General features: G+C 74.2%; 13 protein-coding genes. All 13 read left to right on the forward strand.

Annotated features, from left to right (window positions below):
* Nucleotides 1-32: 32 nt before the first annotated feature.
* The 13 genes from NXY84_RS08515 (at nucleotide 33) to NXY84_RS08575 (ending at nucleotide 11,636) form a co-directional block, all read left to right on the forward strand.
* Entirely contained in the window at nucleotides 33-1,334 is a 1,302-nt protein-coding gene (locus tag NXY84_RS08515) for an ammonium transporter (protein WP_258726656.1), read from the forward strand.
* Nucleotides 1,334-1,675, forward strand: coding sequence for a P-II family nitrogen regulator (locus NXY84_RS08520; RefSeq protein ID WP_258726657.1), 342 nt, complete (start codon nucleotides 1,334-1,336; stop codon nucleotides 1,673-1,675). The genes NXY84_RS08515 and NXY84_RS08520 overlap by 1 nt, the downstream gene beginning before the upstream one ends.
* 22 nt (nucleotides 1,676-1,697) lie before the next feature.
* The gene (locus tag NXY84_RS08525; protein WP_258726658.1) at nucleotides 1,698-3,497 is read left to right on the forward strand and encodes a [protein-PII] uridylyltransferase; all 1,800 of its coding nucleotides are present in this window, start codon (nucleotides 1,698-1,700) and stop codon (nucleotides 3,495-3,497) included.
* Nucleotides 3,498-3,525: 28 nt separating this feature from the next.
* On the forward strand, nucleotides 3,526-5,133 hold the full coding sequence (gene ffh / locus NXY84_RS08530) for a signal recognition particle protein (RefSeq protein WP_258726659.1): 1,608 nt from the start codon (nucleotides 3,526-3,528) through the stop codon (nucleotides 5,131-5,133).
* A 33-nt stretch (nucleotides 5,134-5,166) separates the two neighbouring features.
* On the forward strand, nucleotides 5,167-6,264 hold the full coding sequence (locus NXY84_RS08535; RefSeq protein ID WP_258726660.1) for an amidohydrolase family protein: 1,098 nt from the start codon (nucleotides 5,167-5,169) through the stop codon (nucleotides 6,262-6,264).
* 190 nt (nucleotides 6,265-6,454) lie between these two features.
* Nucleotides 6,455-6,883, forward strand: a complete 429-nt coding sequence (gene rpsP, locus NXY84_RS08540) for a 30S ribosomal protein S16 (RefSeq protein WP_258726661.1) — start codon at nucleotides 6,455-6,457, stop codon at nucleotides 6,881-6,883.
* Nucleotides 6,883-7,122 carry an RNA-binding protein gene (locus tag NXY84_RS08545; RefSeq protein ID WP_034628495.1) on the forward strand — a complete coding sequence of 80 codons (240 nt, stop codon included), beginning with the start codon at nucleotides 6,883-6,885 and terminating at the stop codon, nucleotides 7,120-7,122. The genes rpsP and NXY84_RS08545 overlap by 1 nt, the downstream gene beginning before the upstream one ends.
* A gap of 150 nt (nucleotides 7,123-7,272) precedes the next feature.
* The gene (gene rimM, locus NXY84_RS08550; RefSeq protein ID WP_258726663.1) at nucleotides 7,273-7,839 is read left to right on the forward strand and encodes a ribosome maturation factor RimM; all 567 of its coding nucleotides are present in this window, start codon (nucleotides 7,273-7,275) and stop codon (nucleotides 7,837-7,839) included.
* 1 nt (nucleotide 7,840) lies between these two features.
* Nucleotides 7,841-8,701, forward strand: coding sequence for a tRNA (guanosine(37)-N1)-methyltransferase TrmD (trmD, locus tag NXY84_RS08555; protein ID WP_258726664.1), 861 nt, complete (start codon nucleotides 7,841-7,843; stop codon nucleotides 8,699-8,701).
* A gap of 239 nt (nucleotides 8,702-8,940) precedes the next feature.
* Nucleotides 8,941-9,306, forward strand: a complete 366-nt coding sequence (gene rplS, locus NXY84_RS08560) for a 50S ribosomal protein L19 (protein WP_258726665.1) — start codon at nucleotides 8,941-8,943, stop codon at nucleotides 9,304-9,306.
* Between the two features lie 197 nt (nucleotides 9,307-9,503).
* Nucleotides 9,504-10,268: a signal peptidase I gene (gene lepB / locus NXY84_RS08565; RefSeq protein WP_258726666.1), complete on the forward strand. Its 765-nt coding sequence runs from the start codon at nucleotides 9,504-9,506 to the stop codon at nucleotides 10,266-10,268.
* On the forward strand, nucleotides 10,265-11,239 hold the full coding sequence (locus NXY84_RS08570) for a ribonuclease HII (RefSeq protein WP_309485071.1): 975 nt from the start codon (nucleotides 10,265-10,267) through the stop codon (nucleotides 11,237-11,239). Before lepB ends, NXY84_RS08570 begins: the two co-directional genes overlap by 4 nt.
* Before the next feature lie 73 nt (nucleotides 11,240-11,312).
* Nucleotides 11,313-11,636, forward strand: coding sequence for a DUF2469 domain-containing protein (locus tag NXY84_RS08575; RefSeq protein WP_034628486.1), 324 nt, complete (start codon nucleotides 11,313-11,315; stop codon nucleotides 11,634-11,636).
* Nucleotides 11,637-11,659: the final 23 nt, after the last annotated feature.

The following is an 11,659-nucleotide window of genomic DNA, read 5'->3' on the forward strand; positions in this document are numbered from 1 at the left end:
GGCCGCCCGGCTGGCGAAGGAAGGCAATCCAGATGGAAGAGTTTGTGCTGGACACGGGCAACACAGCATGGATGCTGACTGCCGCGTCGCTGGTGCTGCTGATGACGCCGGGTCTGGCGTTCTTCTACGGCGGCATGGTGCGGGGCAAGAGCGTCCTCAACATGATGATGATGAGCTTCGGCGCGATCGGCGTCGTCTCCCTCATCTGGGTCCTCTACGGCTACTCCGGGACCTTCGGCACGGACGTCGCCGGGTTCTTCGGCAACCCGCTCGACTTCTTCGGCCTCGCCGGCATGACCGACGAGGACAGCCTGATGAAGGCGACCGGCGTGCCGGCGCTCGTCGCGGTCGGGTACCAGGCCACGTTCGCGATCATCACCGTCGCGCTGATCTCCGGCGCCATCGCGGACCGCACCAAGTACTCGACGTGGCTCGCGTTCACCGCGGTCTGGGTCACGGTCGTCTACATCCCGCTCGCGCACATGGTGTGGGGCGGCGGCCACCTCGGCGCCGAGGGCATCACGAGCGCGCTCTCGACCCCCATCGACTTCGCCGGCGGCACGGTCGTGCACATCAACGCCGGTGTCGCGGGCCTCGTGCTCGCCCTCGTGATCGGCAAGCGCCGCGGCTTCGCCAAGGAGCCGATGCGCCCGCACAACCTCCCGTTCGTGATGCTCGGCGCCGCGCTCCTGTGGTTCGGCTGGTTCGGCTTCAACGCGGGCTCCGAGTTCGGCGCGGACAACGTCTCCGGCCGGGCCTGGGTCAACACGCTCGTCGCCACCGCGGTCGCGATGCTCGCCTGGCTCCTCACCGAGAAGTTCCGTGACGGCCACGCCACGTCGCTCGGTGCCGCGTCCGGCGTCGTCGCGGGCCTCGTCGCCATCACCCCGGCCGCGGCGGCCGTCGACACGTTCGGCGCGATCGCGATCGGCCTCGTCGCGGGTGTCCTGTGCGCCCTCGCGGTCGGCCTGAAGTACAAGTTCGGCTACGACGACTCGCTCGACGTCGTCGGCGTCCACCTCGTCGGCGGCCTCGTCGGGACGGTGCTCATCGGCCTGTTCTCGACCGACGCCAACTCGACCTGGTACCCCGACGGCGCGCTCAACGGCCTGTTCTACGGCGGCGGCCTCACGCAGCTCGGCACACAGATCATCGTGGCCGTCGTGGCGATGGTGTTCAGCGGCCTCGCGACCCTGGTCATCGCCCTGATCCTCAAGGCCACGATGGGCTGGCGCGTGAGCGACGAGGCCGAGGTCGGCGGCGTCGACCTGGCGGTGCACGGCGAAACGGCGTACGAGACCCTGGGTGCCCGCATCATTACGGAGGTGAAGTGATGACCAAGCTCGTCACAGCAGTCATCCAGCCGCACCGGCTGGACGACGTGAAGTCGGCGCTCGAGGCGGCCGGTGTCCGGGGCCTGACGGTGAGCGAGGCGAGCGGCTACGGCCGGCAGCGCGGCCACACCGAGGTCTACCGCGGTGCGGAGTACACGGTCGACCTGGTCCCCAAGGTCAAGATCGACGTCCTGGTCTCCGACGAGGACGCCGCGACGGTCACGGAGGTCATCGTCAAGGCCGCGCAGACCGGCAAGATCGGCGACGGGAAGGTCTGGACCGTGCCGGTCGAGGACGTCGCGCGGGTCCGCACCGGCGAGCACGGCGCGGACGCGCTCTGAGCCGGGCAGCAGACTCCCGCCGATGACGCAGTCACGGTCGCCCGCAGGGGGCGCGGCCGGCGACGGGTCGCCCGAGGCCCCGCGCCCCACGACAGGGGTGCGGGGCCTCCGGGCGGAACGGCTCGAGCTCGCCGCCGGGCTCACGGGCCCGGGCAGCGACGGGGTCGCGCGCCGTCTCGCCGGCGTCACCCTGGTCCACCGGCGCCTCGCCGAGCTCTGGGACGAGGCCACCGCGGGGCGCGACGTCGGCGGCATCGCGCTCGGCGCGGTCGGCAGCGTCGGCCGAGGTGACGCGAGCCCGGTCAGCGACCTGGACCTGCTCCTGGTCCACGAGGGCCGGGGGCACTCGGCCGAGGAGGTCTCGGCGCTCGCACAGCGCCTCTGGTACCCGATCTGGGACGCGGGGCTCGACCTCGACCACTCGGTGCGCTCGCTCGCGCAGTGCCGTCAGGTCGCGTCGAAGGACCTCCCGGCCGCGGTCGGGCTGCTCGACCTCGTGCCCGTCGCCGGCGACCACCTCGTGGTGCACCGGGCGAAGTCCGCGCTGCTGGCGGACTGGCGCTCCGCGGCGCGCCGTCGGCTGCCGGAGCTCCTCGCGTCGACCAAGCAGCGCGCGGAGCGGCACGGCGAGCTCGCCTACCTCATCGAGCCGGACCTCAAGGAGGCCCGGGGCGGCATCCGTGACGCGGTCGTGCTCTCGGCGCTCGCCGCCACGTGGCTCACGGACCGCCCGCACGGCGCGGTCGACAACGCGTACGCCCACCTGCTCGACGTGCGCGACGCGATCCAGGTCGCGACGCGTCGGCACACCAACCGGCTGCTCGCCGCGGACCAGGACGAGGTCGCGGCGCTCACGGGCTTCGACGACCGCGACGACCTGCTCGCGAGCCTCGCGGAGGCCGGCCGGATCATCTCCTACGCGCTCGACTCGACGGTCCGCAACGCGCGCCAGGCGCTCCAGCGCCCGCTCGTGCGCCGTCCGGTGCTCGTGCGCGGCCGGCGCGGGGCCCCACTCCTGCGGCCCATCGGGGAGGGCCTCGTCGAGCACGACGGCGAGATCGTGCTGGCCGTCGACGCGCGCCCGGCGCTCGACCCGATCCTGTCGCTGCGCGCCGCGGCGACGGCCGCCCGCACCGGGCTCCCGCTCTCGCCGGTCACGGTCGCGAGCCTCACGCAGACCCCGCCGCTGCCCACCCCGTGGCCCAAGGCGGCACGCACGTCGCTGCTCCAGCTGCTCGGGTCCGGGCACGCGCAGGTGCCCGTCTGGGAGGCGCTCGACCTGGCTGGCGTCGTGACGACCTGGATCCCCGAGTGGGCGGGCGTCCGCAACCGCCCGCAGCGCTCCGCGATCCACCGCCACACCGTCGACCGCCACCTCGTCGAGACGGTCGCGCTCGCGAGCCGGGACAAGCGCAGCGTCGAGCGCAGCGACCTGCTGCTGCTCGCGGCGCTGCTGCACGACATCGGCAAGCGCGCGGGCGCGGGCGACCACTCGACCGAGGGTGCCCGGCTCGCCGGGCCGATCGTGCTGCGGATGGGGTTCGGGGAGCAGGACGCCGACGACGTGGCTCGGCTCGTCCGGCACCACCTGACGCTCGCCGACCTCGCGACGACGGCGGACCCGGACGACCCCGCGACGACGGAGCGCCTGCTCGAGGCGGTCGACCACCGGGCCGACCTGCTCGGGCTCCTGCGCTCGCTCACGGAGGCCGACGCGACCGCCGCGGGGCCGACCGCGTGGAGCGCCTGGCGCGAGCGGCTCGTCGACGACGCGACGGCGCGGGCGGGCGACCGGCTGGCAGGTACCCTGGACCGTCCGTGATCGGCGAGGAGAGCGTGAGGATCGAGCGGTGTTCGCCACCCTGTCCGACAGACTGACATCCACCTTCAAGAACCTGCGCACCAAGGGCAAGCTGTCCGAGGCGGACATCGACGCCACCGTGCGCGAGATCCGCCGCGCGCTGCTCGACGCCGACGTCGCCGTCCCCGTGGTGCGTGCGTTCACCGGCGCGGTGCGCGAGCGTGCGCTCTCGGCCGAGGTCTCGGGTGCCCTGAACCCGGCGCAGCAGGTCGTGAAGATCGTCAACGACGAGCTCGTCGCGATCCTCGGCGGGCAGAACCGCCCGCTGCGCCTCGCGAAGACCCCGCCGAGCGTCATCATGCTCGCGGGCCTCCAGGGCGCGGGCAAGACGACCCTCGCCGGCAAGCTCGCGCTGCACCTGCGCTCGCAGGGGCACACGCCGCTGCTCGTCGCGGCGGACCTCCAGCGCCCCAACGCCGTCACGCAGCTCGAGGTCGTCGGCGAGCGCGCCGGCGTGCCGGTCTTCGCCCCGCACCGTGGCAACCAGGGCAGCGAGGACCTGTCGGGCCTCGCGGGCGGCGACCCGGTCGCGGTCGCGCGCGAGGGTCTGGCCACGGCGCGCGCCCGCCAGCACGACGTCGTCATCGTCGACACCGCCGGCCGCCTCGGTGTCGACGCGGACCTCATGCAGCAGGCCGCGGACATCCGCGACGCCGTCGGCCCCGACGAGATCCTGTTCGTGATCGACGCGATGATCGGCCAGGACGCGGTCGCGACCGCACAGGCGTTCGCCGAGGGCGTCGACTTCACGGGTGTCGTGCTCTCGAAGCTCGACGGCGACGCACGCGGTGGCGCCGCGCTCTCGGTCGCGAGCGTGACGGGCCGGCCGATCCTGTTCGCGTCGACGGGCGAGAAGCTCACCGACTTCGAGGTCTTCCACCCGGACCGCATGGCGTCGCGCATCCTCGACATGGGCGACGTGCTCACCCTCATCGAGCAGGCCGAGAAGGCGTTCGACGCCGAGCAGGCCGAGGCGATGGCCGGCAAGCTCGCGAGCGGCGAGGACTTCACGCTCGAGGACTTCCTGCAGCAGATGCAGGCCATGAAGAACATGGGCTCGATGAAGAAGATGCTCGGCATGCTGCCGGGCATGGGCCAGATGCGTGAGGCGCTCGACAACTTCGACGAGCGCGAGGTCGACCGCATCGAGGCGATCATCCGCTCGATGACCCCCGCGGAGCGCCGCAGCCCCAAGATGATCAACGGCTCGCGCCGTTCGCGCATCGCGCGCGGCTCGGGCACCACGGCGACCGACGTGAACCAGCTCCTCGACCGGTTCGAGGGCGCGCAGAAGATGATGAAGCAGATGGCTCGCGGCGGCGGGATGGGCGTCCCCGGCATGGGGAACCTGCCCGGCATGGGCGGCAAGAAGTCGCGCGGGCGCGTCGCGCCGCCGCCCCGCAAGGCCAAGGGCAAGTCGGGGAACCCGGCGAAGCGCGCCGAGCAGGAGCGGCTCGCGGCCGACCGCGCGGCCGGCCTGACGCCGCGCGCGCCGCAGGGCTCGGCGTTCGGCCTCGGTCAGCCCGCGGCCCCGGAGCAGGTCGACCCCGGCGCGCTCCAGCTGCCGCCCGGCCTGGACAAGCTCCTCGGGCGCTGACGTGCACCCCGCGCCGACGTGGGCCGGGCGCCCGTGACCGCCGGGCCGGTGCTGCACCTGCGCGGGACCGTCGTCCTGGACGACGAGCGCGAGGTGGGGGAGGCCTGGGTCGTCGGTGGGCGGCTCACGCTGACACGTCCGTCGGCGACGGACGTCCGGGTGCTCGACGGGGTCGTGCTGCCCGGGCTCGTGGACGTGCACTGCCACATCGGCCTCGCGGCGGACGGGCCCGTCGACGCGGCGACCGCGGAGCAGCAGGCCCTGGCCGACCGCGACTCCGGGGTGCTGCTCGTCCGCGACGCGGGGTCCCCGGCGGACACGTCGTGGGTGCACGCGCGCACGGACCTCCCGCGGCTCATCCGGTCCGGCCACCACCTCGCCCGTCCCAAGCGCTACCTGCGCCACTACGGCCGCGAGCTTGCGGACGTCGCGGAGCTGCCCGCGGCCGTCGCCGAGGAGGCCCGGCGCGGCGACGGGTGGGTCAAGCTCGTGGCCGACTGGATCGACCGCGACCTGGGCGCCGACGGCGACCTGCGCCCGCTGTGGCCGGCGGACGTGCTCGCCGAGGCCGTCGCCGCCGCGCACGCCGAGGGGGCGCGGGTCACGGCCCACACGTTCGCGACCGAGTCGGTCGACGCGCTGCTCGACGCGGGGGTCGACTGCCTCGAGCACGCGACGGGCGCGACGCCCGAGCAGGTGGCGCGCCTCGCGGCCGACGGCGTGCCGGTGACCGCGACGCTGCTCCAGGTCGCCCAGTTCGAGGCCATCGCCGCCCAGGCGGTGCGCTACCCCCTGTTCGCCGCGCGCATGCGCCGTCTGCACGCCCGCCGGTACGACCAGGTCCGCGACCTGCACGACGCCGGCGTCCGGGTCCTCGTGGGGACCGACGCGGGCGGGACGATCGCGCACGGGCGGATCGCGGACGAGGCCCGCGAGATGGTGCTCGCGGGGATCCCCGCGGCCGAGGTCGCCGCCGCCGCGAGCTGGCGGACCCGGGCGTGGCTCGGCGTCGAGGCGCTCGACGAGGGCACGAGCGCCGATGTCGTGGTCTACCCGGCGGACCCGCGCACCGACATCGAGGTGCTCGCGGCGCCGTCCGCGGTCGTGCTCCGGGGCGTCCAGGTCCGCTGACGGCGTCGCGGCACGGTCCCGTCGCGGCCCGGTTGGGAGCGGGGCCCCGCGTCTGGCAGAATGCTTCCCTGTACTCGGCGCGCCCGGACCCTCTAGCCGGCCGCGACCGTGTCCTTCCGGTCGGACGAGCCCCTCTCCCCACGTGCGGGCGCGCCTGACCACCACAGCAGAAACCAGGAGAGACCACACTGTGGCCACCAAGATCCGTCTGAAGCGCATGGGCAAGATCCGCGCGCCGTACTACCGCGTCGTCGTCGCGGACTCGCGCACCAAGCGTGACGGCCGCGTCATCGAGGAGATCGGCAAGTACCACCCGACCGAGGAGCCGTCGCTCATCGACATCTCCTCCGAGCGTGCGCAGTACTGGCTCGGCGTCGGCGCGCAGCCGAGCGAGCAGGTCCTCGTGCTCCTCAAGGTCACGGGTGACTGGCAGAAGTTCAAGGGCCTCCCGGGCGCCGAGGGCACGCTGCGCGTGAAGGCCCCGAAGGTCGACCCGAGCTCGGCCATCGAGGCCGCCGCGAAGGACGCCGAGAAGGTCAAGGCGAACGCGTCCGAGAAGAAGGCTGCCGCCAAGGCCGAGGCGCCCGCCGCCGACGCCGCCGAGGACGAGCAGGCCTGATGCTCGACGACGCGCTCGAGCACCTCGTGCGGGGCATCGTCGACCACCCGGACGACGTGCAGGTCCGCACGAAGACGCTGCGTCGCGGTGAGCTGCTCGAGGTCCGGGTGCACCCCGACGACCTCGGCCGGGTCATCGGGCGCGGCGGTCGCACGGCGCGTGCGCTGCGCACCGTCGTCGGCGCCCTCTCGACGGAAGGCCCGGTCCGGGTCGACGTCGTGGACGTCGACCGCCGCTGAGCTGTCGACCACCGTCGACCACACCGAGAGGCCCGGCCCCTACCCTGGGGCCGGGCCTCTCGGCGTCCCGCCCGTCGTCCCCGGCCGCCGCGCCGCTCCGCGTAACCCGTGCCGTCGACCGCCGGCCCGCCCGCCCTGGAAGGAACCCCGATGCTGCTGACCGTCGCGAGGATCGTGCGCGCCCACGGGCTGCGCGGCGAGGTCGCGCTCGACCTGCGCACCGACGCGCCCGAGGAGCGGCTGGCAGCCGGGACCGTCCTCGTCACCGAGCCCGCGTCGGCCGGCCCGCTCACGGTCGCCCGGACGCGCGTGCAGCACGACCGCTGGTTCGTCACGTTCGCCGAGGCGTCCGACCGCACCGCCGCGGAGGCGCTGCGCGGCGTCGACCTGCTCGCCGAGGAGGACGCCTCGGACGACGAGGACGCGTGGTACCCGCACGAGCTCGCGGGCCTGCGCGCCGAGCACGTCGACGGCACGCTGCTCGGCGAGGTCGTCGGCCTCGAGCACCTGCCCGCGCACGACCTGCTCGTGGTGCGCGAGCCGTCGGGGGAGCGCACGCTCGTGCCGTTCGTCCGGGCGATCGTGCCGGTCGTCGACGTGCCGGGGGGCCGCGTGGTGCTCGACCCGCCGGCGGGGCTCATGGCGTCCGACGCGGAGAACATGGTCGTGAGCGACGAGACGAGCGGCGCGCCGGAGCCGTCCGGCGACGAGGGCTGACGTGCGCATCGACGTCGTCACGATCTTCCCCGAGTACCTCGCACCGCTCGACCTCTCGCTCGTCGGCAAGGCGCGCAGCGCCGGGATCCTCGACCTGCGGGTGCACGACCTGCGCACGTGGACGACCGACCGCCACCGCACCGTCGACGACACGCCGTTCGGCGGGGGCGCCGGCATGGTCATGCGCCCGGACGTGTGGGGGACCGCGCTCGACGAGGTGCTCGCCGGGGGCGGTCACCTGCTGGTGCCGACGCCGTCGGGCGCGCCGCTGACCCAACGCACCGCGGAGCGCCTCGCGGGCGAGGACCACCTCGTCCTCGCCTGCGGCCGCTACGAGGGCATCGACGCGCGGGTCGCCGAGCACTACCGCACCGTCCCCGGCGTCCAGGTCAGCGAGTTCTCGCTCGGCGACTACGTGCTCAACGGGGGAGAGGTCGCGGCGCTCGTGCTGGTCGAGGCGGTCGCCCGCCTGCTGCCGGGCGTCGTCGGGAACCCCGCCTCCCTGGTCGAGGAGTCGCACGGCGCGGCGGGGCTGCTCGAGTACCCCGTGTACACCAAGCCGCCGCGCTGGGCGGGCCTCGACGTGCCCGAGGTGCTGCTCTCGGGCCACCACGCGCGCATCGAGCGGTGGCGGCGCGACGAGGCGCTCGCCCGCACGGCCGAGCGCCGGCCGGACCTCGTGCGGGTGCTCGACGTCGGGCTGCTCGACGCGCGCGACCGGGCGGTGCTCGCGGAGGCCGGGTGGGTCGTGGCCGACGGGCGGCTGACGCCCGTGGCTGCGGTCGAGGCCGAGGCCCACCCCGAGGCCGACCATGATGCCGACACGGAGCCGGACCTTCCCGCGGGCGCGCCGCAGGGCTGAGTGCCGGGCGGTTTCCGGTCGCTGACGGGCGTGTGGCAGACTGGTCCGTTGGTGCGCACCGGCTGCGTCTCTGCCACAGGGGAGACGACCACGGCCGCTCGTCCCCGGTCCGCCGGGTCCGACGCACCGTCCATGAGCCATCGGGACGCCCGCGCGGTCCGGTCAGACCACGTCTGACGGGTCGGCGGAGCGCCCTCGACGACGCGCCTGACCTGTGGCAGCGCGAGAGAGTGAACACCATGCACACGCTCGACCCCGTCGACGCAGCCTCGCTGCGCTCCGACATCCCCGCCTTCCGCCCGGGCGACACCCTCAAGGTGAACGTCAAGGTCGTCGAGGGCAACCGCTCCCGCATCCAGGCGTTCCAGGGCGTCGTCATCTCGCGTCACGGCGGCGGCGTCGGCGAGACCTTCACGGTCCGCAAGGTCAGCTTCGGCGTCGGCGTCGAGCGCATGTTCCCCGTGCACTCGCCCAGCCTGGAGTCGATCGAGGTCGTCACCCGTGGTGACGTCCGCCGCGCGAAGCTCTACTACCTGCGCGCCCTTCGCGGCAAGAAGGCGAAGATCAAGGAGAAGCGCGACTCGGTGCCGGCCAAGAAGGCCTGACGCACCTCGCACGGCTCGCACGGGCGGTCACCGGTCTCGGTGGCCGCCCGTCGGCGTCCCGGCGCTCGCGCGAACGTGCTGCAGCCGCTCCGCGGACGGCCGTCGCCGCGTGGTCGGGCGCGACCGGTCGGTGGTCGGGCGCGACCGGCCGGTGGGACGTCGCGCCCGTACCGGCCGAGGCATGGAAGAGTGGTCGGGTGACCGACCAGGACGCCGCGGAGCGTGACGACACGACCTTCCCCGAGGGCAGCCGACCCGAGCGCCGCGGGCAGGCGCGCAAGCCCGCGCGGAGCTCGGGGCTCGCGTGGCTGCGCGAGTCGGTGATCATCCTGGTCAGCGCGCTCCTGCTGTCGCTGATCGTCAAGACGTTCCTCGTGCAGGCGTTCTTCATCCCGAGCGAGTCCATGCACGAGACGCTCATCGAGGGCGACCGCGTGCTGGTGAGCAAGCTGCGCCCGGGTCCCTTCGACCTGCGCCGCGGCGACATCGTCGTGTTCAAGGACCCCGGCGGCTGGCTGAGCGGGGCCACGGCGCCCCAGCCCAGCGAGGCGCGCAAGGTCGTCAACGAGGCGCTCACCTTCGTGGGCCTCCTGCCGCAGGACGCGGGCGAGCACCTGATCAAGCGCATCATCGGCCTGCCCGGCGACCAGGTCGCCTGCGAGGGCGACGGGGCCCCGGTCACGGTCAACGGCGTGCCGCTCGACGAGCCGTACCTGGCCCCGGGCGCCGTCCCGAGCATCAGCGCGTTCGACATCACCGTCCCCGAGGGCACGCTGTGGCTCATGGGCGACAACCGCGGCGCCTCCGCCGACTCCCGCGCGAACATGGGCTCCCCGGGCGGGCCGTACATGCCCGTCGAGAACGTCGTCGGCACGGCGTTCGTGACCGTCTGGCCCTTCGACCGCGCCGGGACGCTCACGAACCCCACGGACACGTTCGCGGCCGTGCCGGACCCCGCATGACGCTGCTCGACCTCACAAGCACGGCGCCCGTGCTCTCGGCGGCTCCGCGCGACGAGCCGGACACCGCGGCGCACGGGGCCGGGTCCGCCCGCGCGGGCTCCACCGGCAGCACGTCGGCCGGCGCCGCACCGGCCGCAGACGCGGCGACCGGCACCGCTCCTGCTCGCACGGCGCCGACGCGTGCGGCACCGACCCGCACTGCACCGACCCGCACCGCACCGACACTGCGGCACGAGCGCACGCTGCTGCGCTCGGGCGCGCTGCTCGTCGCCGGGATGGACGAGGTCGGTCGGGGCGCTCTCGCCGGACCGGTCAGTGTCGGGGTCGTCGTGGTGGACGCCCGCACGCGGGCCTGCCCGCCCGGCGTCACCGACTCCAAGCTCCTGAGCCCCGCGGCGCGGTCCGCGCTCGTGCCGGCGCTGCAGCGCTGGGGGACCGCACGCGCCGTCGGCCACGCCTCGGCGCAGGAGATCGACGCGATCGGCATCATCGCCGCCCTGCGCCTCGCGGGGTCCCGGGCGCTGCGTGCCGTCGCGCAGGACGTCGGCCCCGTGGACGCCGTCGTGCTCGACGGCTCGCACAACTGGCTCACGCCCCCCGCGCAGGGTGCGCTGTTCGACGCCGACGCCGACGCCGACGCCGACGCCGAGGCCGAGGACGACCGCGAGGCGAGGGAGCGTCGGGCGGCCGCCGACGACGAGATCGCGGCGCTCGGCTTCGTGCCGCGGGTGCGCATGATGGTCAAGGCAGACCGCACGTGCGCGAGCGTCGCCGCCGCGAGCGTGCTCGCCAAGTGCGAGCGCGACGAGACCATGACCACCCTCGCGCGCGAGCACCCGCGCTACGGCTGGCACGCCAACAAGGGGTACGGCTCGAGCGACCACGTGGCCGCGCTGCGCGTGCACGGACCGAGCCCGCTGCACCGGGTGAGCTGGCGGCTGCCGCTCGACGAGTGCGCAGCGGGCGGGTGAACCTCGCGGCGGGTGCGGTCGCGAGCCGGCCTCCGCGCGCGGGACGGGCTCGACGATGGGGGATGATGACCGGGTGAGTGCGGAAGACCTCGAGAACTACGAGACCGACATGGAGCTCGCGCTCTACCGCGAGTACCGGGACGTGGTCGGGCTCTTCTCGTACGTCGTGGAGACCGAGCGCCGGTTCTACCTCGCCAACCAGGTCGACCTGCAGGTGCGGTCGGCCGCGGGCGAGGTGTACTTCGAGCTCGCGCTCGCCGACGCCTGGGTGTGGGACGTCTACCGCTCCGCACGGTTCGTGAAGTCGGTGCGTGTCGTGACGTTCAAGGACGTCAACGTCGAGGAGCTCGCGAAGGCGGAGCTCGACCTGGGTGGCGGACCCGGCTTCTCCCGCTGACCCGGCCCTGCGAGCCCTGCCTC

This window comes from Cellulomonas sp. NS3, from assembly GCF_024757985.1.
Taxonomy (GTDB): Bacteria; Actinomycetota; Actinomycetes; order Actinomycetales; family Cellulomonadaceae; genus Cellulomonas_A.

What these genes read in the sequence shown, in the direction of transcription:
- NXY84_RS08515 (WP_258726656.1), top strand. Translation starts at nt 33, where the DNA reads ATGGAAGAGTTTGTGCTGGACACGGGCAACACAGCATGGATGCTGACT.
- NXY84_RS08520 (WP_258726657.1), top strand. Translation starts at nt 1,334, where the DNA reads ATGACCAAGCTCGTCACAGCAGTCATCCAGCCGCACCGGCTGGACGAC.
- NXY84_RS08525 (WP_258726658.1), top strand. Translation starts at nt 1,698, where the DNA reads ATGACGCAGTCACGGTCGCCCGCAGGGGGCGCGGCCGGCGACGGGTCG.
- NXY84_RS08545 (WP_034628495.1), top strand. Translation starts at nt 6,883, where the DNA reads ATGCTCGACGACGCGCTCGAGCACCTCGTGCGGGGCATCGTCGACCAC.
- rimM (WP_258726663.1), top strand. Translation starts at nt 7,273, where the DNA reads ATGCTGCTGACCGTCGCGAGGATCGTGCGCGCCCACGGGCTGCGCGGC.
- rplS (WP_258726665.1), top strand. Translation starts at nt 8,941, where the DNA reads ATGCACACGCTCGACCCCGTCGACGCAGCCTCGCTGCGCTCCGACATC.
- NXY84_RS08570 (WP_309485071.1), top strand. Translation starts at nt 10,265, where the DNA reads ATGACGCTGCTCGACCTCACAAGCACGGCGCCCGTGCTCTCGGCGGCT.